Annotated in this window: 22 protein-coding genes; 15 read left to right on the top strand and 7 right to left on the bottom strand. The window is 42.8% G+C overall.

Annotated elements, in window-relative coordinates:
• Position 1: 1 nt before the first annotated feature.
• Complete coding sequence (locus tag AB6E54_RS20385; RefSeq protein ID WP_065584773.1) at positions 2–1,207, top strand: BamA/TamA family outer membrane protein; 1,206 nt, start codon at positions 2–4, stop codon at positions 1,205–1,207.
• A gap of 117 nt (positions 1,208–1,324) precedes the next feature.
• Here the strand turns inward: AB6E54_RS20385 and AB6E54_RS20380 are convergent, their stop codons facing one another.
• Positions 1,325–1,744 (bottom strand): secondary thiamine-phosphate synthase enzyme YjbQ, encoded by a 420-nt coding sequence (locus tag AB6E54_RS20380; RefSeq protein ID WP_017059938.1) that lies wholly within the window; start codon positions 1,742–1,744, stop codon positions 1,325–1,327.
• 326 nt (positions 1,745–2,070) lie between these two features.
• Here AB6E54_RS20380 and pgi point away from each other — a divergent pair, with 326 nt between their 5' ends.
• Positions 2,071–3,723 (top strand): glucose-6-phosphate isomerase, encoded by a 1,653-nt coding sequence (gene pgi / locus AB6E54_RS20375; protein ID WP_017065622.1) that lies wholly within the window; start codon positions 2,071–2,073, stop codon positions 3,721–3,723.
• A gap of 153 nt (positions 3,724–3,876) precedes the next feature.
• Here pgi and AB6E54_RS20370 read toward each other — a convergent pair whose 3' ends face one another.
• Positions 3,877–4,338 carry a chemotaxis protein CheX gene (locus AB6E54_RS20370; RefSeq protein ID WP_017059940.1) on the bottom strand — a complete coding sequence of 154 codons (462 nt, stop codon included), beginning with the start codon at positions 4,336–4,338 and terminating at the stop codon, positions 3,877–3,879.
• Between the two features lie 17 nt (positions 4,339–4,355).
• Positions 4,356–4,814, bottom strand: coding sequence for a zinc uptake transcriptional repressor Zur (zur, locus tag AB6E54_RS20365; protein ID WP_017059941.1), 459 nt, complete (start codon positions 4,812–4,814; stop codon positions 4,356–4,358).
• A 433-nt stretch (positions 4,815–5,247) separates the two neighbouring features.
• On the opposite strand from zur, the gene AB6E54_RS20360 reads away from it, so the two are divergent.
• The 6 genes from AB6E54_RS20360 to AB6E54_RS20335 all read left to right on the top strand — a co-directional run bounded on the left by AB6E54_RS20360 (position 5,248) and on the right by AB6E54_RS20335 (position 11,104).
• Positions 5,248–5,457, top strand: coding sequence for a hypothetical protein (locus AB6E54_RS20360; RefSeq protein ID WP_017059942.1), 210 nt, complete (start codon positions 5,248–5,250; stop codon positions 5,455–5,457).
• Between the two features lie 24 nt (positions 5,458–5,481).
• Positions 5,482–6,636: a hypothetical protein gene (locus AB6E54_RS20355; protein ID WP_017059943.1), complete on the top strand. Its 1,155-nt coding sequence runs from the start codon at positions 5,482–5,484 to the stop codon at positions 6,634–6,636.
• A 216-nt stretch (positions 6,637–6,852) separates the two neighbouring features.
• Positions 6,853–8,328: a glycerophosphodiester phosphodiesterase gene (locus AB6E54_RS20350; protein ID WP_136974909.1), complete on the top strand. Its 1,476-nt coding sequence runs from the start codon at positions 6,853–6,855 to the stop codon at positions 8,326–8,328.
• 43 nt (positions 8,329–8,371) lie between these two features.
• Positions 8,372–10,735, top strand: a complete 2,364-nt coding sequence (locus tag AB6E54_RS20345; RefSeq protein ID WP_372107187.1) for a hypothetical protein — start codon at positions 8,372–8,374, stop codon at positions 10,733–10,735.
• A gap of 85 nt (positions 10,736–10,820) precedes the next feature.
• Positions 10,821–10,952 carry a hypothetical protein gene (locus AB6E54_RS20340; protein WP_346763020.1) on the top strand — a complete coding sequence of 44 codons (132 nt, stop codon included), beginning with the start codon at positions 10,821–10,823 and terminating at the stop codon, positions 10,950–10,952.
• Complete coding sequence (locus tag AB6E54_RS20335; protein WP_372107185.1) at positions 10,952–11,104, top strand: hypothetical protein; 153 nt, start codon at positions 10,952–10,954, stop codon at positions 11,102–11,104. The genes AB6E54_RS20340 and AB6E54_RS20335 overlap by 1 nt, the downstream gene beginning before the upstream one ends.
• Before the next feature lie 81 nt (positions 11,105–11,185).
• Here the strand turns inward: AB6E54_RS20335 and AB6E54_RS20330 are convergent, their stop codons facing one another.
• The 4 genes from AB6E54_RS20330 to AB6E54_RS20315 all read right to left on the bottom strand — a co-directional run bounded on the left by AB6E54_RS20330 (position 11,186) and on the right by AB6E54_RS20315 (position 13,791).
• On the bottom strand, positions 11,186–11,605 hold the full coding sequence (locus AB6E54_RS20330) for a protein-export chaperone SecB (RefSeq protein ID WP_233894048.1): 420 nt from the start codon (positions 11,603–11,605) through the stop codon (positions 11,186–11,188).
• Positions 11,606–11,609: 4 nt separating this feature from the next.
• Positions 11,610–11,873 (bottom strand): hypothetical protein, encoded by a 264-nt coding sequence (locus tag AB6E54_RS20325; protein ID WP_233894046.1) that lies wholly within the window; start codon positions 11,871–11,873, stop codon positions 11,610–11,612.
• 16 nt (positions 11,874–11,889) lie between these two features.
• Positions 11,890–12,456 (bottom strand): hypothetical protein, encoded by a 567-nt coding sequence (locus AB6E54_RS20320; protein WP_233894044.1) that lies wholly within the window; start codon positions 12,454–12,456, stop codon positions 11,890–11,892.
• A gap of 273 nt (positions 12,457–12,729) precedes the next feature.
• Positions 12,730–13,791, bottom strand: a complete 1,062-nt coding sequence (locus tag AB6E54_RS20315) for a site-specific integrase (protein WP_372107182.1) — start codon at positions 13,789–13,791, stop codon at positions 12,730–12,732.
• Positions 13,792–13,901: 110 nt separating this feature from the next.
• On the opposite strand from AB6E54_RS20315, the gene dusA reads away from it, so the two are divergent.
• From dusA to AB6E54_RS20280, 7 genes are all read left to right on the top strand, one after another.
• Positions 13,902–14,903, top strand: a complete 1,002-nt coding sequence (gene dusA / locus AB6E54_RS20310; RefSeq protein ID WP_017069030.1) for a tRNA dihydrouridine(20/20a) synthase DusA — start codon at positions 13,902–13,904, stop codon at positions 14,901–14,903.
• Between the two features lie 206 nt (positions 14,904–15,109).
• Positions 15,110–15,331: an envelope stress response protein PspG gene (gene pspG, locus AB6E54_RS20305; protein ID WP_017059950.1), complete on the top strand. Its 222-nt coding sequence runs from the start codon at positions 15,110–15,112 to the stop codon at positions 15,329–15,331.
• Positions 15,332–15,466: 135 nt separating this feature from the next.
• Complete coding sequence (locus tag AB6E54_RS20300) at positions 15,467–16,138, top strand: TIGR04219 family outer membrane beta-barrel protein (RefSeq protein WP_102333451.1); 672 nt, start codon at positions 15,467–15,469, stop codon at positions 16,136–16,138.
• A 192-nt stretch (positions 16,139–16,330) separates the two neighbouring features.
• The gene (locus AB6E54_RS20295) at positions 16,331–16,561 is read left to right on the top strand and encodes a hypothetical protein (protein WP_004735813.1); all 231 of its coding nucleotides are present in this window, start codon (positions 16,331–16,333) and stop codon (positions 16,559–16,561) included.
• Between the two features lie 123 nt (positions 16,562–16,684).
• Positions 16,685–18,550: an assimilatory sulfite reductase (NADPH) flavoprotein subunit gene (locus tag AB6E54_RS20290; RefSeq protein WP_065584778.1), complete on the top strand. Its 1,866-nt coding sequence runs from the start codon at positions 16,685–16,687 to the stop codon at positions 18,548–18,550.
• The gene (cysI, locus tag AB6E54_RS20285) at positions 18,550–20,277 is read left to right on the top strand and encodes an assimilatory sulfite reductase (NADPH) hemoprotein subunit (RefSeq protein ID WP_065584776.1); all 1,728 of its coding nucleotides are present in this window, start codon (positions 18,550–18,552) and stop codon (positions 20,275–20,277) included. The genes AB6E54_RS20290 and cysI overlap by 1 nt, the downstream gene beginning before the upstream one ends.
• Positions 20,270–21,046 carry a phosphoadenylyl-sulfate reductase gene (locus AB6E54_RS20280; RefSeq protein ID WP_017059954.1) on the top strand — a complete coding sequence of 259 codons (777 nt, stop codon included), beginning with the start codon at positions 20,270–20,272 and terminating at the stop codon, positions 21,044–21,046. The genes cysI and AB6E54_RS20280 overlap by 8 nt, the downstream gene beginning before the upstream one ends.
• Positions 21,047–21,301: the final 255 nt, after the last annotated feature.

The raw sequence follows: 21,301 nt of genomic DNA, 5'->3' as shown, positions 1-21,301 counted from the left end.
TATGTTCAAGCGAACGACTCGAAACTGGCTAATGTCTGCAATGACATTACTCGGTGTCAGCTTTTCTTCTTCCGCTGCGAGTGAAGAAAAAGATTCAGCTTTTGTCCCTTTCTACTTCAGCACCGAAACCATGGGTAACACCTTTGGGGTTGCGGGTGTCGCAAAGGGTGTTTGGCAACCTCAAGCCGCTCTGTTTGGTATGGCACTCTATTCAGACAAAGACAGTTACGTCGGTTTTCTATCGGCTTTTAACTATGCCTTGTCTGAGAACGTATTGTTTAGCACTCAGATGTATCAAGCGCGCTTCAACGACAACCCGTATTACATTGGTTCTCAAGGCGATAATGATTCATCTATCGATGACAAAACCATTGCTGATGGCTTAGAGCAAAACTATCAGTTTGAGTTTAAGTATTTGCTACCTTGGGGCAACGTTGCAGAACACGGTTTACTCGGTGCTTTTCAGCCAATCAAAGATGTGAGCTTTGCTTCGCCAATCGAATCGGGTGTCAGTTCGATTCTATTTACGCCTTTTTATACTGCTCGTGAGTTGGAAGGTTTAAATAATACCGAGGAGGCAACAGGCTTTAGTTTGGCGTTTGATTGGGATAACCGTGATAGCACACGCAACCCGACCAGAGGTTCTCACACTAACCTTGAGTTCACCACTGGCGCAGAGAGTTGGTCTAACGATGACTTGTGGCTTAAGTGGACCTTCCAAAATAGCCAGTACTTTGCTTTAGGTCCTTTAGGGGACTTATTCGATCAACAAGTTGTGGCACTCGATTTCTATACTGCTGATACACCAACCTGGGATAACTGTTCTGGGCAGGATTGTGCTCGCCCACCAGAAACGGAGCAAGCTCGATTGGGTGGCTTGTATCGTTTACGAGGTTATACCGGAGGTCGTTATCACGGTCGCTCTGCAGTTCATTATTCTGCTGAGTACCGAGTACTTCCTGACTGGCAACCACTTGGCGATATCCCACTGATAAACTACTACGATTTGCCTTGGTGGCAATGGGTAGCGTTTGCTGAATTAGGGCGCGTTGCCGATGAGTACGACATCAAAACACTGCACTCGGACATGAAATGGAGCTTAGGTGGCGCGGTGCGTTTCCAAGTGGAAGGTATTGTTGTACGTGCTGAGTTGGCGCGAGGTGGTGACGAAGGGGCCTTTAGGGTTATGATAAACCAGCCCTTCTAAACCTTTCGGCCTACAGTAGGCCAAATACTATTTTTATAAGAGTGGTCGTGGAAACACACCACTCTTTTTTATTAACAAGATATTGTTTTTATTAAGGAGATCTTGTTTTCAAGCAGTCTACTCACCTTGCATCGTAGCAATCACAGTTCGGCTTCCACCACAATCTCGGTGCTCTCCTAAGTAAATACCCTGCCATGTTCCTAAAGCTAAACGACCATTGCTAATTGGTATTGTCACACTGGTGCCAAGTGTCGATGCTTTAATGTGGGCAGGCATGTCATCATCACCTTCATAGGTGTGTCTGTAGTAGGGCGCTCGCTCTGGGACAAACTTATTAAAGTGCGACTCCATATCGGTACGGACGGTAGGATCAGCGTTCTCGTTTAGCGTGAGGCTGGCAGAGGTATGTTGGATAAAAAGATGTAATAAACCAACAGATAGAGAATTGATATCGTGTATCTGTTGTTCAATTTCATCAGTAATGAGATGAAATCCACGCTTTCTTGCATTTAGGTGTATAGTCTTCTGAATCCACATACGCCATCCTTTATAATGTGTTTGGAAAAAAAGTGGTTTAACGCTATCTTTTGAACTTGAATTTATCAGCTATCGCTCACATTTAATTATGTTAGAGCCTGAGTCAGCATCGATCTCTCTATCAGGAAATCGAATCCTGATTTATCTCAAGGTGGCGCTCTTCATATACGGCATAATACGTCGTGAAAAAAAATTACAAAGAATCTTTCAGTGGTGACGCGGTTTGGTCATCACAGAAAAATATAAACTTTCGCCTAATCGGGGGTTCTATTCATCACCCAGGTGACGTTTAGAATAAAACCTACAGTAACATCGGGATAGATACCATGTTGAAAAATATCAACCCAACGCAAACACAAGCGTGGAAAGCTCTAACGGCACATTTTGAGTCTGCTCAAGATATGGATATGAAAGAGCTGTTTGCTCAAGATGCAAAGCGTTTCGAGAGCTTTTCTACTCGTTTCGGTTCTGACATCTTAGTGGATTACTCTAAGAACCTTATCGATGCTGAAACTATGCAGCACCTATTTGCTCTTGCGAACGAGACTGAAGTTAAGTCTGCAATCGAAGCAATGTTCGGTGGTGATGCAATCAACAAGACTGAAGGTCGTTCAGTACTTCACACTGCTCTACGTAACCGTAGCGACAAGCCAGTAATGGTTGACGGCAAAGACGTAATGCCAGCAGTTAACGCTGTACTAGCAAAAATGGAACTGTTCACACACCGCATCGTTTCTGGTGAGTGGAAAGGTTACACAGGTAAAGAGATCACTGATGTTGTAAACATCGGTATCGGCGGTTCGGATCTTGGTCCATACATGGTGACTGAAGCACTAACGCCATACAAAACTCGCCTAAACATGCACTTCGTTTCTAACGTAGATGGCACTCACATCGTTGAGACACTTAAGCCTCTTAACCCAGAAACAACGCTATTCTTAGTGGCATCTAAAACATTCACGACTCAAGAAACAATGACTAACGCGCACTCTGCACGTGATTGGTTCTTGGCTGAAGCGGGTGACAACGCACACGTAGCTAAACACTTCGCAGCACTATCAACTAACGCAACTGCGGTAGCTGAGTTTGGTATTGATACTGACAACATGTTCGAATTCTGGGACTGGGTTGGTGGTCGTTACTCACTATGGTCTGCAATCGGTCTTTCTATCTCACTATCTGTTGGCTTCGATAACTTCGTTGAGCTACTAGAAGGTGCTCACGAGATGGATAACCACTTTGCTTCAACTGAGTTTGAAAGCAACATTCCAGTAATCCTTGCGCTTATCGGTATTTGGTATAACAACTTCCACGGCGCTGAGTCAGAAGCAATTCTACCTTACGACCAGTACATGCACCGTTTTGCAGCTTACTTCCAGCAAGGCAACATGGAATCAAACGGTAAGTTTGTAGACCGTGAAGGCAACCCGGTAGAGTACCAAACAGGTCCTATCATCTGGGGCGAACCTGGTACAAACGGTCAGCATGCTTTCTACCAACTGATTCACCAAGGCACTAAGCTGATCCCATCAGACTTCATTGCTCCTGCTATCAGCCACAACCCAGCATCTGATCACCACCAGAAGTTGATGTCTAATTTCTTTGCTCAAACTGAAGCACTAGCATTCGGTAAGACAAAAGAGACAGTGGAAGCTGAATTCCTAGCGGCTGGCAAAACAGCTGAAGAAGTGGCTGAGCTTGTACCTTTCAAAGTATTTGAAGGTAACCGTCCAACGAACTCTATTCTTGTTAAGCAAATCAACCCTCGCTCTTTAGGTAACCTAATCGCGATGTACGAGCACAAGATCTTCGTTCAAGGCGTTATCTGGAACATCTTCAGCTTCGACCAATGGGGTGTAGAACTTGGTAAGCAACTAGCAAACCAAATTCTTCCAGAGCTTGCTGACGATGCTCAAGTAACGTCTCACGACAGCTCAACTAACGGTCTAATCAACGCATTTAAAGCGCTTAAAGCTTAATTGAGTTGATAGCACCAAAAAAACGCCAACCTTCGGGTTGGCGCTTTTGTATCTGTATAGCAAGCATTGGTTAAATCGCAGGTAATAAAAAAGGCTGGCATGATGCCAACCTTCTTTGATTTGATACTCAGTACTGCTAGAAATAAACAGCTGTTATTCGAAACAGATCTCGATGAAAGCATTACCCCATTGAGATGAGAAAGGCATGATGATGATTGCCCCATCACACTTGTGACGAATCGTATGACCTTTACCGGAAACCACGATTGGTGTTGCCATATCGAAGTCAAAACCGCTTTCCGCAAGAATACGTTTCGCACCGCCAGTCACCATGTTAGTGATTTCACCCACCATATCGGTCACTTCTTCGTTGAGGCCGTTTGGTCGTTCACCAAGCATGTTTTCCATGATTTCGAGAGCGAGACCTTCATCAAAGGTGATCGACATAGAGCCACGAGATTGTGTACCCACCATACCAATTAGGCCGGATACATCACCACGAGCGATTTCATCTTTCTTAACTCTCGGTTTTTGTGGCTTCAATTCTAGAGAAGCCATCGTTTTTAATACGTTCATCAAAGAAGCTAAAAACGGGTTTACAAATTCAGCGCGCATAATGTTCTTCTATAATCTTATTCTTTCATCTCGGAGGAGCAAGATTGGCAAATGCCATGCGATTCAATGACATGATTCGTCAATTGAAAGCCATGCTTCTCAGCGTTACTGGCGAGTAGGGTGACAAGCGCATCGTCCTGCAGTTCTATCACAGTGCCACATTTATCGCAGATCAGTAGTTGGGAGAAATGTTTGTTGGCATTGCAAGAGCAGCAGCATATGAAGCTATTGGTTGACTCAACTCTGTGAATGAAACCTTGCTCCAACAAGAAATCCAAAGCGCGATATACTGTAGGTGGCTTGGCTTGCGGTTCACTGACTTTCAACTGCTCTAATAATTCATAAGCACTGGAGGCTTTTTTATTAGAGAGGATGAGCTCAAACACTCGCTTTCTTTGAGGTGTTAATCTAACGCCTCGCGATGCGCATATCCCTTCAACTTGCTCTATTAATGTGTGGTCCAAATTTTTCACCATTCAATCGGACATCCCTAATCAAACCTTATTTCTAGGTTACTACGTTTTGGGAGCCAATGATTTCTATTAAAGTCAGGTACAGAGCGTATTGTGACCCACGACTTTGAATAAGACAAGGTAACTCAAAATGACAGTGTGACTCAAGGCATAACTGATTAATGAGGTTGAATTAGAGATCTGGTGAATAGGTTTATAAAAAAGTATGAGGTAAAGTTGATATGACATCTTCATTTGAGTTCAATTTAGCTCAATTAATTTTTCTTACAATAATGTGCTGTTTTAAATCACATTTCTTATCGCATATTGTTCCTTATTCGCTAAAATCGATGCCTAATATAGACTAGAAGAAGACTATTGACCCCTCCTGTCAACATGAGCTTGTCATGGTGTATTGTAGTTTTAGTCTTTAATTTCAAATGCTTGGAGTTAAGCTGTGGAGCAAGTAAACAAAGAATCATTTCTGAAACTGTTGTCCATCTATAATCAAAGAGAAAAACGTTATCAACAACGTTTGGATGACTTTAAGGCCATGAGGGATAAGCTTGAAGAAGTGGAAGAACCAAGAGTTAAAAAAAATGAGCTATACATCAAACTGGCTATAGCCGCAGCTATTATTTTAGTCATCGCCTTTATCTTTATTTAAGTCGTCAAATTGGAAGGGAATAAAATGAAAAAGCATTTTGACGCTTTGGCTAAAGCTTCATTAGAAAGTAGTCATCTTAACCTTGGTGAATGGTATGAAAGCTATGGTTTAGCACTGCACTTATTCAAGTCTGATAGCAAAATTTACACAAAGGCGATGAAAAAGCGAGACGGTCATAAAAAGCACATTGCAAAATATATTGAACCTAAGTTACTCACCACGGAAGGAGTAACTGAGGAGTTTAAAAAAATAATGCGTTGGAAGACCTTTGTTGAACGATGGGACGCATATTACGAACCTATTGCAAAGCCTCAAGATCGCGTGCATCACTTGTCTGCAGTATTGGAGGCTTTGTCCGATGAAGATGTTCCACGAGCTTTAATCGAAATCGATAATTTGCCGGTTGACTACTTGATCAACGATACTTTTTGGGGCGAGGTCATTCTCTTTATCGTTGCCGCAAGATCAGGAGATCAAGAGCAGGCCCGATCAATAACGCAAGAACTGTACAACATGGCGCAGAGCGATCACAACACAGCGTTACTTAGCCATTTGTTACCAGCTTTATGTAAGAAATATTTAGATGAAGAGTATTATCCATGGCAAATGAAGGCTCGTGTAGTGAACTGGAATGGAGAAACTTATCATTGTGTTCCGGTATTAATACACAACTTTGATGCTTTTGGTGGTCAAGAGTACATAAACCATACTCCTGTCAGACAACGTGCTCGCGTTGAAAGAAAACATAGCGTGGATTACGTGTATTCTACAGACCGTTATGGAAACCGAGGTCAAAGCATCGCGAGTGCGACTGCTAATGTTGGAATCGCCGTAGCGAGTGCGACAGGTAAAGTTATCGGCCATACTTTGCTTTTGGGCGCCGCAGGGGCGATATATCTAGCGTTAGCCGGTAAGATTCGAGTAAATCACTACAATAATTCCAATCATAAGATAGTCTTAAATCGTAAGACCGAGATGCCTGTCAATTCGTGTGGTTATATCGTGACTAAACAGAACAGTACTATTGAACCATGGCAGGATGAAGAGGGGAGCGAAAGCATAGACAATAGCTTTTCGTTTTTGAACTTCACAGATGGTTTGGCTTATCCATGTCGAAAGGGGTATGACATCCCAGATGAACAAGGGCTTATTCAATTATTATTTGATGAAATAATGTAATCATGATTTGTATTTATGAGTTTTTGAGCCTTTGCTTTCAATCAAATTAAACCATTAAATACGTCCATTCCAACAACATATCAACAATCGAAATCAATGGTTGGAGTCATCATATATTAGCACTTTGCGGTCTCCGTGCTTGGAGGCCGACTTTGTCGTGCTCAGCGTGTGAAACCCAGTTATGTCACATATAAGCTACCAACGGATAAGGATCTCATGTTTTCACCACCTTCACGTGTAACCACGCTTTCAAGAGGGCTGCTTGTCACTACTATTGCTCTTATTCAGGGATGTTCATCTACAGATAAAGTAACACCACCACAACCAACCTTGGAGCGAGGGCTTGGATTACCTGCAGATGCAAAACTAATCTCGAATCATAACTCAGCAGAGGGGCGAGAAATGTTTCGTGATATGCAGTTGGCGTTAAAATCGCGCAATCTTTATCAAACCATGGGAGGGGATATCTCTTACATCAAAGGACAGTGCCCTATTGATGTTATCGCCCACCGTGGCAGCTCTAATTATGCTGAAAACTCTCGTAATGCGATTCAAATGGCGGCGGTAAGTGGTTTTGATGGAGCAGAAATTGATGTGATGCTGACGCGTGATAAAGATTGGGTTGTACATCACGACATAGAAACAGGAAGAGCAACCGCTCGAAGTGATGGTAAGCGATATCGCGTGAGTCGTATGAAGAGTAGTGAGTGGAACTCTCTGAGTGGAAGGAGCCCTGACGGAACATTAGATGGGTATCGTCCCGCTTATTTCAATGAAGCCGTGAATGATTGGTACCATTACGCAACGATTGAACAACCCCTTAATATTGAAATAAAAACATCAGATGGCTCCATGGAAGATTTGTTTAAACTCGACGAAATGGCCAGACAAAGTCTCCCCTATAGAAACTATTTTTATTCATCAATGGATATGGACGTTCTGAAAAAAATGCGGGAAATCAATCCAAGTGTTTATCTTGGGTATGTGTGGGAAGCGCATTCAACGTCGGTTGCTAAATTTAAAAAAGATGCAAAGCGAGGGATGAGATCTGATGATTATTATCAGAAAAATAAAAAGAATATCGATCGCGCCTTTGCTATGGAGGGGCGTTATCGTAAGCATAAGCCCAAACATTCCGCTAAAACGGTAAAACGAATACTTGGCCCCAATAGTGGATTACATGTTGATATAAGAAGTTACCGACAATATGCGACAATTTACAGCCGTGCGAAAGCGCAAGGCATGAAGGTGGTGACTTATACGATTAACGGAACGGATTACCACCAAGATCAATTGGTCTCGTTAGCTAAGGCAGGTCGACCTCTGCCAGATGAGGCGATCATGGATACCAGTAAGTTCTCTATTTGTCAGCAGCTTGCTCCACAGCTTGTCGTTCAATCAAATGGCTACCAACCCACAACGTTAGCAGGCGAAACCGTTGCTGGCCTACCCAATGACGCTGATTTTCACCGACTCTATGAACAAATAGATTACCTCAAAGATGGCCATTACATCACTAACCGAGGTCTCATTAGGAGTGTGTCATATTCCAAGCCTGCTAGCGTGAAAGGTGTGAAAAAAAGAACGCAAACAACGCAGAGCGCGAAGCCAGCAGTGCTGTTTGATATTCAAGATGAAGATTTAAATTTAAGTAACGATGCGATCAGCATTTCGATGCCGACAGAAAAATGATGTTTGATGAGAACAGGGATAGACAAATTATGGAAGCGTTAAGATGAAACCAGTTCCTAGCCAGGACGTAATAACCACAAATAATAAGAAGCCGAAATGGTTGGCTGTTTTGTTGTTTTTTTGTTCACTTCTTTATCTTTTTCCTGAAGTCGCTTTCAACGCCAAGTTGGTTGAAATTGCGGGTGGAATCGATGTTAGTGATGCTCAATTACATAAAACGGAGCTATTTGGCCGAACCATCTCAGGGATCGGGGTGACTTTAATTGTTGCGGATTTTCTACTTAAAGGATGGCTGACCACGACGAAGTTTCGCGCTATTTCATCGTTGGTCGTGATTACAGCTTTGGTTTGGCCAACGGTGTTTTTTGGTCAAAAGGCAGTCATAGATAAATGGTTGATTGAACCGAGTAGTGCAAAGCAGAGACAGGAGGCTTTCTTTTCCTCTGTACTGCGATCTAGTTTAGCGATGAATGCGATTAATATCGAAGGGATCCCTTATAACTCAGAGGCGAGTACCGAGTCGTCAGAAATGACTTTTCTCGCTTTGATCGGTGGGTTGGTTTACAGCAATGATGCATTCTTAAGTCATATTGATGATAAGAAAGTTCAAATTTTGGATCGTTATATTCAAAATCGAGCAAACGCCAATTTCGATGAGCACTATGCGAACTATAAAGTATTACGGAGTGAAGTTCAGCAATCGTGGCATCAATATCAAAAACATGTTGGGGCGTATAATCAGACGGTAGAGTCTCGCCATCAAAAGGCCAATCAAGCGTGGGAAGAGGTCGAGTCGACCGTCGCGACGGGGTATCGTGATTATCAACAGGCGAGTAAGGCCTATTTAACGAGAGCAGAGGCGAGAGCACAAAGAGTTGCACAACCTATTTTTGACCTATTTGATGATAAAGAACGCTGTTATAAACGCAAAGGAAGCTCAAGAGCCAATTGTATCAGCCGCATTGAAGATCGCTATGAACGCTTATTAAAAGATAACTCGATTCCCCACCAACCGATGGATTATTGGTTAGAGAAAACCTTTCGACGAACGAAAGGTGAAACATCTTGGGGGGAAGCATTCGGTTCTCTAGGCTTATCAGTTATCCAAGCCGGTATTGAGCAGGCGACAGGGCAAGCTGGAGAAGCCATTCAAGATAAAACGTATACCAATAGTGTCGCTCATTACACACCACGAATACTGGCAGTGTGGCAAAAACAGTTCTTAAAAGAGACCGGTTATCCTATGGGAATCGACTCTATGTCGGAGTTTCGCTCCCACTCTACAACAGCAAGTAAGGTTCGTACTCAAGTTCATCGAAAGGGGATCCATTTAGACTCCAATTGGCAAATAAACCAAATTAGCGTGTTTAAAAATGCAGTCAGAAACAAAGTTATGAAGGACACCAAAGCTCGTTGGCATGCCGAGGCAAAGCAGCGGGGTTACGACATTGAACCGAACTTATCTTGGAATGATTTTCAAAAAGTAGCCGAAGTTCAGCAACAAATAAAGAATCGTATGGGCGAACGTTATTACGTCGAGCCCATGATGGCGACGTGGAATAATAAGCAATTTTACCAACAGGTTATTGTTCCAAATGTGAGGCGTGAGAGAGATTATTGGCTAGGTTATATTGAGGCGTCACGCGCTCAGTTTGCTGATGATGGCCCTTATGCTGAACAAGGCAAAGCGGCATTGCGTTCTATCATTGTGCCGCCAATATCAATGGGACTATCGCTATTTCTCGTTGTCCTAACGGTGTTTAAGCTGCCAGGAAAATTTATCGTGTTGATGAATTACCATAAACCACGGCCTGCACCGAACTTGAAGAGCAAGGCTCTGAATATAGGCAGCTCGTTTATCGTCATATTCGTTATTCTTGTTGTGCCTGTGAATGTATTTTCATCCAAGTACACTCAAACGGACTCAACGATTGGCTTTTTCTTAGAGCAAGTCAGTGACACACTATCTCCGTCGGCTTCTTATGCCGTTCGTTGGGTGATACATACTCAACCGTTGATTCATCCACTTGGCGCTCAAATAGACAAAAGTATGCGTATTACTGATGGGTTTTCTGCCTCTTTGGAGCATTCGGTAGCGGAGTTGGATGGTGTTTTTGCTCGTTATTTAACTCAGCGTGCTGAGAGCGAACCGGTGAGTTCAGCTAAAAACAATAATGAAGCCCAAACGGAGTTTCCTATGTACATCAATTCAAATGCACAGAACCAACCGGGTTTTAAGGTTCGAATAATGAATATTAAGCCTAGGTACCAAGCCGGTATGCGATTGCCAGAGGGTAATTATGATGTTGAGCTCCGTGCCAATGGATACCAACCAAAGCGTTTATGGGTAAAGCACAGTAAAGGAAAAGCCTCTCACCGAATCGAACTTGAAAAGTTGGTTATTTAAGTCCGCGTCATAGAAAGTGAACAGAAGAAAATGATCTGCTCCTTCCACTAAAAAGGGTTTAGCGTTACTTGGCGCGGGAGCTGCTTTGGTAGCTGGTCACCCTGAACTTATCACCGCGAGTGTATCTGCAGACGGTGTTCAATTCGGTGGCATTATTGGCGTAAGTGCTCCAATAGTATTTGGCCTATGGGAAACCCTACGCAATGAGTTCAAGTAATGGCAGAGTATCAAACACTAATTGTTGCCGTGGTTAGTGCCTTGTCTAGCGGGGTCGGTGTAGGCATCACACTCAAAACTGATGTTAAGTGGTTGCGCTTGATGATGGAAAAAATGGATGAGCGTTTGACGCGATTGGAAGGTAAAAGTTAATACATTAATAAATGGTATTAGTTACATTTTTCAGTCGTAAAAAAAGCCACCGTTGGTGGCTTTTATTTAGAAACTTAATTGCTACTTATCAGCTTTTAAGTTTTCGTTTGCTATTGCTTGGAAGTTTACACTTGGGAGCATAATTGGTTCGAAGCCAGCATTGAGTAAAGTATTGCTAAGAAAAGTGCGCATGAATGGATACGCAATAGCAGGGGCATTAACTTTAGGGAAAAGGCCGCTACGAAACTCTTCTGTAATTTCGTCATCTAAGTCGAATATAGCTGTATATTTTAGTTCCAACGTATGAGTCGGTTCATTCGTTGCCGGGTTAGCTGCACAGATATCGATACTGAGATCAAAAAATACCTGAAACGAATCATTACTTTGTTCGCTAAAAGCGCATCCAAAGTTTAGGTCGAACCCATCTCTCGGTTTTATTGGGCTATCCGGTTTCGATATGTTCATTGAATCAACGAATGTTGTTCTAAGTTGTAAGTTCATACGTTTATGCTGCCATTGCTAGGCTTTCAGTGTAAGCATCATTATGGAATTCGATGTTATTCGAAATACCACTACTAACCCTAATTTTTACAGGTTGGAGAACAATTGCCGAAGGCTTACATTCAATGTTGAATTCAATTTCTTCAAGGTACCCATAAGCGAGTGGACCTTTAGCTTCATAAGAATTAAGTTCTTGTAGTAAAGCTTCAGGTGCTGTGGTTGCAAGTTCTTTTTCAAGTAACGCTAGACGTTCTTCAAAACTAAGCATATTTAGCCCCTTAAATTTAACTAGTGAATCGTGCTGTAAACTCGGGTGGCCTGTCAAAGCCAGTGAGTTTGATACGATTTTTTGCTTTTTCAAAAACGCACATCTGTTGTCGAGTAACTAGATCCATAGTTTCCTTTCTTGATCGGAACTTTTGATCTACAAACCTGATGTTTTCAAGTCGTCTCCCATCTTCTGCTTTTATTGCTGAATAAGGGAATATAGCCTCTCGCTTTCGAAAGTAACTAATTACTTGATGTACGCAAATTTTCTTTCTTGCTGCGAAGTCAAGACGTTGTAAGACAGTGTCTTTGAGTTTTAAGAACTCTAGTTGATGCTCGACATTACCGACTAGGTCAAGTAATTCTGTTTCTCTGCAGAGTTCGATATCAAATTGCCCGATAACTTTGCTTTGTGTGCCAAGCCATTCTCGGGCCCAGTATGGTGAGTCCGTCCAGAAATAAAAACCTTCGGTTAACCACTGGTTCTCTTCACTTCCACTTTTAAAGGGGATGTTTTTTACGATGTGTTCGTAACCACCCCTATCTTTACAAGTATGAAACCCTTTATATGTTTGTTGAGTCATATGTGAGCATAGTTTGTTGTTAATCCGAATTGTTCAGTAAAGTTGTTGCATAGCAATATATACCTTATCTGAGGCCCGGCACTATACATTAAGCAAGGAATTCAGACAATCCTCACATTGTCGATATTTGCTTCACATTAGTCATTTTATACACAAAATTTCATGTCAAGTACACTCAAAGCATGGCATGTCATGAATATTTAGCAATACGCATACTGATATTAGTTAAACAATAGGTAGCCTTTAAATACTAGTAACTATTAGCTCTGTGGATTAAGTTCTATGTAATTTGTGGGGGTATAACTGAGTATATACCTGCCACAAAATGTTCAAATTCCTATGCCCTGTGACCTGCGCGACTTCTTCAATTGAGTAGCCCTTTTCAAACAGTCGACTTGCACCTTCTCTGCGTAAGTCGTGATACCTCAAGTCTTCAATGCCTAATTCGTTCCTTACTCGCTGAAAGCCTGCACTAACACTTCGTGAGTTGTATGGGAAAATGAGTTCGCCTTTGTTCGGTTGTTTGAGTGCGATCTCAAATGACTCACCAAGTAGTGGAACAATCATGTGGTTACCTTCTTTCTTCCTTGGGTCTTTTCTGTCTCTGACGAGTATTGTTTTATGTTCTTGGTTGAGGTCTTCCCAACGCAGCTTGCAGACTTCGCCAATTCGCATACAAGTGAGAATGCTGAATTCAAGAATGTCGGTAAATGGTATTCGAGTTTTGCCGTTTGGCCGGAAAGATTCACGTTGTTCTAATCCAAGCTTTAAGCGTTTTAGTTCTTCGGAGGTTGGGCGGCGTGTTCGCTTCTGGCTTTTACCGATTAACGCCATATCAATGAGAACCGGAATTGCTTCATCAAATATCTGAAAGTTGGCCGCGATGTTGAACACAGGCTTTGCTTTTTTCACCACAGAACGGAGATAAGCAACATCGTGATAGACCGTTGCACCGCCAGCGCCTCCACTTTTCCTGTTTTTACAGTGTTGGATTAAGTCGCTAGTTCTTAGCTTGTCGCTTTCAACCTTGGATATGTCACAGTCACGAAGAAGCTTAATTACGTATTGCTTCGTTCGTCCTGTTTTATCCCATAAATCAGGCTCTTCCATAAACTTGTCCAGAAGTACGTACAACGGTACGGATTTCTGTCCGGATTCGTCAGGGTTTTCTAGCTCAAGAACCCGCTTGTTTGCATAGGTTCTAGCGAGTTCTTTTTTCCTGAATGTTTTCGATTCCCTGTGTATAATCGCCGAATTCTTTTTGACTACAATGTCCACTGTGAAGCGTGATTCACCGCTTTTTAGTGTTCTTTTTTTAATGCTAAATGATGCCATTCGTCCTACTCCATCGATACGTACTATATGCGTACTGAAAGGGTGAGTTTGGGGCAACTCTAGCAAATTGCTGTATATATATACAGTATATAGATTTCGAGTAACACCTTATGAAACCTGACAATACTAGTAAATACGCGGCTAACCGCTTATCCGTTGCACCCATGCTCGATTGGACTGACCGCCACTGTCGTTACTTTCACCGTTTGCTTTCTCAGCAGACTCTTCTGTACACGGAAATGGTAACAACGGGCGCGATCTTACATGGTAAGGGCGACTTCCTAGAATATAACGAGCAAGAACATCCTCTTGCACTTCAACTCGGTGGTTCAAACCCGGTTGATCTTGCGGCTTGTGCCAAGCTTGCTGGTGAGCGTGGTTACGATGAAGTGAATCTTAACGTAGGTTGCCCTTCAGACCGAGTTCAGAATGGTCGATTTGGTGCATGCTTGATGGCTGAGCCCGAGTTGGTGGCAGATTGTGTTTCAGCGATGAAAGAAGTCACTGATATTCCAATTACCGTGAAAACGCGTATCGGTATCGATGACCAAGACTCTTATGAGTTTCTAACTAAGTTTGTTTCGACGGTTTCTGAAAAAGGTGGCTGTGAGCAATTTACTATTCACGCGCGTAAAGCGTGGTTGAGTGGCCTTAGCCCGAAAGAGAACCGTGAGATCCCACCGCTAGATTATGATCGTGCATACCAAATCAAGAAAGATTTCTCTGATCTGGTGATTGCCGTGAATGGTGGCATTACTACTCTTGAGCAAACTAAGGAGCACTTGCAACACCTTGATGGTGTGATGATTGGTCGTGAGGCTTACCATAGCCCATTTATTTTGGCTGAAGTTGATCAACAGATCTTTGGTTTAGACACACCAATTAAGAAGCGCTCACAGGTTGTCGAAGAGATGTACCCGTACATCGAGCGTGAACTTTCAAATGGCGCAAGCTTAGGTCACATATCTCGTCACATGCTTGGTTTGTTTCAAAGCATGCCTGGTGCAAGACAATGGCGTCGCTACATCAGTGAAAACGCACATAAGAAAGGTGCAGGTATTGAAGTGATGCAAACAGCATTGGCTAAGATCCCTAAAGAGCTAAATGTTTAAGCTCCCTCTAAGTTAAAAACTTAAGGTTAAATTCGCCACTAGAGGTTAAATTTACCACTATAAGTTTCCGAAAAGCCACGCATGAAGATGTGTGGCTTTTTATTTATCTGATAAATAAGGATTTTATAGGGTTGGCATACTTGGTATGGAAGCTGCAATGTTAGAAAGTAGGAAAGATAGGTCATTAACTCATTAGGGAGACCATTATGTTTGAATTAATATTTGTTCTTATTTTCGTTGCGACTCTACTTGTCACTGGTATTACGTTTATGACGGTATTGGCTGCAACCGGAGTGGCGTTATTAGTCATGTTGGTCTTAGGTATGATGGGCGTCGTGTTTAAGTTACTGCCTTGGTTGATCGTGATTGCAATCGGTGTGTGGTTTTTCAAAAATTTTGTACACAGTTCTAACCAGAGACGTTACTAAGGTCATCGTGCCGTCAAATCTTTACTCGTCAGCGGTTTATCGTTTTAGAATCTAAGATGTGTGGTAGAATTTTCCCCAATAATCTATGAATGTGCATACAATTAGCACTACGATATGGAATTGGAGCTATCTCAAATGAATAAAATGCCATTAATTGCTTTAGTGGGAATGCTATCTTTAAGTTCAGCAGTGTCTGCTGAAGAAGAGTTTTCTTACACGGCTAAAGTCGGTGCCGATATGTGGTGGGGAAGTACAAAGCTAAACGAAGTTAGACAAGATGACGATTCTAACTCACCTTCGTTGTATTTCGCATTTGAGCATAATGCCCCGATGCTACCAAACGCTAGCTTTCGCTATACTTCTGTTGATGCAGATTCATTGGCTTTCGATAAATACGACTACACCTTCTATTACACGTTGTTAGATCACAAGCAGATGAACTTCGATGCGGGTGTGACGTTTACTCAATACTCAAACTCGAATTACATTGAACCAAAAGCAACAGGTGCGAAAACATCGACGTTTGATGAGTTCACGTGGAGCTTCTACGGTAACGCAGAGATCAATGTGCCGGACACTAACTTCGATATCATTGGTACGATGGAGTTCGGTGATAGCAGTGGTATTAAGAGCACTGACTTGATGGCGGGTGTTCAGTACCGAATTCCAGTATCAGAATCTGAAATTGCCCTGCGTGGTGGTTACCGTGTTATCGATTTAGATTCGGATGAGTTCTTTAGCTCAGAACTAGGCAAGAGCTTTGTCATGGTCGATGGTTGGTTTGCTGGTGCTGAAGTGCGCTTCTAGGCCATATAAAGCAAATTTAGAACGAATTTTAAGAACGCCACTTTATTAAGTGGCGTTTTTTTATATCTATTGATTATATCTTTCTGGAATTAGTTAGCACATTCATCACTTTCGACCATCCTTAATACAGAGAGCCAATTTGCGTCTATTCTTATAAGGTCTATGTAGTGAGGTCAAAGCAAGGGATGGAATATGACACTCAATGAATTACGAAATTTATATAGAGAAAATCTGTTAGTTGAAGCGATCATAGAGCCCTCAATTCAAGAAGGGTCTTGGGTTGTGGAGTTTCGCCATATGGGAGGTGGCTTTGTTCTGCTTACTGATGTTCATGGTGAAGAGTGCCATTACGCGGATTTAGACCTAGCATCTAAATCGGCAATGGCGGTTGGCTTTCAGCAAGTGCGTATTGAAAACCAGTAAGTCAATTTGCGTTTCAATCGGTTTTTACTTCCAAAAAGTTATAAAACATACTTTTCTATTCTTTCTTGTTATTAAAAGGAGTGGTTAATCTATCGTCACGCAATGATTAGGGATGTCGTGACCATGTCTTTAAATAAGAAAGAGTCTTCACAAAATAATAATGCACAGTCTGGGGCTAATGAGTTACCTGGGCTAGCAGCACCACTTAATGACCAACAATTGGGTCATCTTCAGCAAACTGTTTCTGAACTGTCTTCACAGCAACTGGCATGGGTCAGTGGTTACCTTTGGGGAGTGAGCCAAGCTCAGCCTGTCGGTGCTGCTGCGCCAATCGCTCAAGCGGCCGCTGCAGTAGCGGCTAAGCCAGCGGGTAAGCTCAGCATTATCTTCGCTTCTCAAACCGGTAATGCTAAAGGCGTCGCTGAATCGCTCGAGGCAGAAGCAAAAGCCTTAGGTATCGCCGTCGAGCTTTTCGATGCGAGTGATTATAAAGGTAAGAACTTAGCCAAAGAGACACACGTCATTTTCGTCGCTTCAACCAATGGTGAGGGCGAAGCCCCTGATAACGCGATTGAGTTGCATGAATTCCTTCAATCGAAGAAAGCGCCAAAATTATCAAACCTACAATACGGTGTGATTGGTTTAGGTGACTCAAGCTATGAGTTCTTCTGCCAAACGGCTAAAGACTTCGATAACTTCCTCGCTAAGCTTGGTGCGAAATCGTTTGTCGATCGCCTTGATTGTGATGTTGATTACGAAGAATCAGCAACGGAATGGCGCGCTAAAGCATTAGAGCAAGTAAAAGAGACGCTATCGACAGGTGCCGAGGCTGATATCGTTCAGTTACCAGTAGGCCAAGCAGCTGCCGGTCATTCGCAATACACCAAACAAAATCCATATACAGCGACACTATTAACCAGTCAAAAGATCACGGGTCGTGACTCGGGTAAAGATGTTCGTCATATCGAGATTGATCTTGATGAGTCGGGCATTACCTACCAACCCGGCGATGCGCTAGGCGTATGGTATGAAAACAGTTCAGAACTCGCAAATCAGATTCTTTCTAAGGTTGGGTTATCGGGTATCGAAAGTGTCGATGTCGATGGTGAGAATCTATCTATCCATAGTGCGCTAGTGAGTAAATTTGAGATTACCACTTCAAACCCTCAACTTGTGACTAAGTTTGCTGAGTTATCGGGCAGCAAGAAGTTAATCAAGCTGGTGGAAGATAAAGACAAGCTTCGTGAATACGCGGGTAATACTCAAGTTGTCGATGTTTTAGCTGAGAAGAAAACTAAGCTATCGGCTGATGAGTTAATTGGCCTGTTACGTAAGCTGACACCGCGTCTCTATTCTATTGCATCAAGCCAAGCAGAAGTAGATGAAGAAGTTCACTTGACGGTTGGTTTGGTTGAATACCAAAAAGGCGAAGAGTCTCGTTTAGGCGGAGCTTCTAGCTTCTTAGCTCAACGTCTTGAAGAGGGTGGTGAAGTGAAGGTGTTTGTTGAGAACAACAATAACTTCAAATTACCACAAGACGACAATACACCAATCATCATGGTCGGCCCGGGTACCGGTATCGCACCGTTCCGCAGTTTTGTTCAAGAGCGTGAAAACAATGATGCTGAAGGAAAAAGCTGGTTGTTCTTTGGTGACCGTACCTTTACTCAAGATTTCTTATACCAAGTTGAATGGCAAAAGTACCTCAAGTCTGGCGCGCTAACTAAGCTCGATGTTGCCTTTAGCCGTGACCAAAAAGAAAAGGTTTATGTTCAGGACCGTTTAATCGAACAAGCAGAGCAGGTGTGGCAATGGCTGCAAGAGGGCGCGTACCTCTATGTCTGTGGCGATGCGACTCGAATGGCTAAAGATGTTCATGAAGCGTTAGTTTCGATAGCGGAAAAGCATGGCAACCAGAGCCGCGAGCAAGCTGAACAATATATTAATGATTTACGTAAAGCGAAACGTTACCAAAGGGATGTGTACTAATGAGCAAGCAAGTAATAGAGCAAGAAGTGCTAGGTCAAGTACTTGGACCTTTGGCTGACAATGAGCGTCTTAAGCGTGAAAGTAATAACCTACGCGGTACGATTGAACAAGATCTCCAAGACCGCATAACAGGTGGCTTTACTGCTGATAACTTTCAGTTGATTCGTTTCCACGGTATGTATCAACAAGACGACCGTGATATTCGCAACGAACGTACCAAACAAAAGCTCGAACCGTTACATAACGTCATGCTTCGTGCTCGTATGCCTGGTGGCATCATTACCCCTAAGCAGTGGTTGGCGATTGATAAGTTCGCAGACGAAAGTACCTCTTACGGTTCAATTCGTCTAACAACTCGTCAAACGTTTCAGTTCCACGGTGTCTTGAAGCCGAACATTAAGTTGATGCACCAAACGCTAAATAGCATTGGCATTGATTCAATTGCGACAGCGGGTGATGTAAACCGAAATGTTCTATGTACGACAAACCCGGTTGAATCTGAACTTCATCAAGAAGCTTACGAGTGGGCGAAAAAGATCAGTGAACATCTATTACCGAAGACTCGTGCTTATGCAGAAATCTGGTTAGATGGTGAAAAACTAGAAACAACGGATGAAGAACCTATCCTTGGTAGCAACTACCTACCGCGTAAGTTCAAGACGACGGTTGTCATTCCTCCGCAAAATGATGTGGACGTCCATGCTAACGATCTTAACTTTGTTGCTATTGCTGAAGACGGAAAGCTGGTGGGCTTTAATGTGTTAGTCGGTGGCGGTCTTGCTATGACACATGGTGATACCTCTACTTATGCACGTAAAGCTGACGACTTTGGTTTTGTGCCATTAGATAAAACGTTAGATGTAGCAGCGGCGGTGGTAACGACTCAGCGTGACTGGGGTAACCGTTCAAACCGTAAGAATGCAAAAACCAAATACACACTAGACCGTGTTGGTATTGATGTATTCAAAGCAGAAGTAGAAAAGCGTGCAGGCGTAGAATTTTCTGAAAGCCGTCCTTATGAGTTTACTGGCCGTGGTGATCGCATTGGTTGGGCGGAAGGCATTGATGGTAAGCACCACTTGGCGTTATTCATCGAGAATGGTCGTTTACTTGATTTTCCGGGTAAAGCTCTGAAAACAGGTGTTGCTGAAATAGCGAAGATCCACAAAGGTGACTTCCGCATGACTGCAAACCAAAACCTAATTGTTGCGGGTGTGTCGACGAGTCAAAAGGCCAAGATTGAAAAACTGGCGCGTCAATATGGCTTGATGGATGATGCTGTTTCAGAGCAACGTAAAAACTCAATGGCGTGTGTGGCTTTCCCAACATGTCCTTTAGCAATGGCAGAAGCTGAGCGCTTTCTTCCTGAGTTTGTAACGGATGTTGAAGACATTCTGAAAAAACATGGATTACCAGAAGAAGATAACATCATCCTTCGAATCACAGGTTGTCCAAACGGTTGTGGTCGTGCAATGTTGGCTGAACTTGGTTTAGTGGGTAAGGCTCCGGGGCGTTACAACATGCACCTAGGTGGCAACAAGGCCGGAACTCGTATCCCTAAGATGTATAAAGAGAACATCACATCAGCTCAGATCTTAGAAGAGATTGATGCGCTGGTGGGACGTTGGGCTACAGAACGCAACGACAAAGAAGGGTTCGGTGATTTTACAATCCGAGCTGGCATCATCGAAGAGGTGATCATTTCCAAGAGGGATCTGCATGCATAATTCTGTCGCTTCAAAATTGAAGTTAGCAGAGCTACTCGCATTGACTAAGACGGAGCAAATACTTCGTCTTGGACAAATCAACGCAGAGTTAGAGCAGCTAACCGCATTAGAAAGAGTTAAGTGGGCTTTAGATAATTTAGAAGGGACACATGTTGTGTCTTCTAGTTTCGGAATCCAAGCAGCATTGATGTTGCACCTAGTGACCCAAGCAAAACCAGATATTCCGGTTATTTTGACTGACACAGGGTATCTATTTCCGGAGACCTATCGCTTTATTGATGAGTTAAGTCAGAAGTTGACTCTAAACCTTCAAGTCTTTCGCGCCCAACAGAGCCCTAATTGGCAAGAAGCGCAATATGGAAAACTTTGGGATCAAGGTATAGAAGGGATAGAGAAGTACAACAAGCTTAATAAAGTTGAACCGATGAGAAGAGCGTTGGATGAGCTCGAGGCTGGGACATGGTTTTCCGGTTTAAGAAGAGAGCAATCTCAATCGCGTGCAAATTTGCCAATCTTATCTATCCAAAATGGTGTGTTTAAATTTTTGCCGGTAATCGATTGGACGAATAAAGATGTTCACTATTACCTAGAAGAGCATGGTCTCGGTTATCACCCGCTTCGAGAGCAGGGTTACCTTTCTGTTGGAGATACACATACAACTAAGAAGTGGGAACCGGGTATGACTGAAGAGGAAACTCGTTTTAATGGGTTGAAACGCGAATGTGGTCTCCATGAAGATGATGGAGAGCAATATGGTTCTGGGATTTAGACTCGTTGCCATTTAAAAAGCTGCCATGAGGCAGCTTTTTTGTTTTCTAGGATGAAAATTAGATCAATTGTGGATAAGTCTGTGGTTATTTTGTAAGTACTCTGTAGTTAAACTTGCACAAATAAGGCTTTGAGTGTTTATTCGCCATGTAATCGTTATTTTTGCATCTTTCTTTAATAAACACTTGCCAATGTGATGAACATCTCTATAATGCCGCCTCACTGACACGGCAGACGCCACAAGGCTTCAGCGAGA

Source organism: Vibrio sp. 10N.247.311.49 (assembly GCF_041467655.1).
Classification (GTDB): Bacteria; Pseudomonadota; Gammaproteobacteria; order Enterobacterales; family Vibrionaceae; genus Vibrio; species Vibrio crassostreae_C.
Note: the sequence above shows the minus strand (reverse complement) of the source record. Positions and strands in the feature narration are given on the sequence as shown.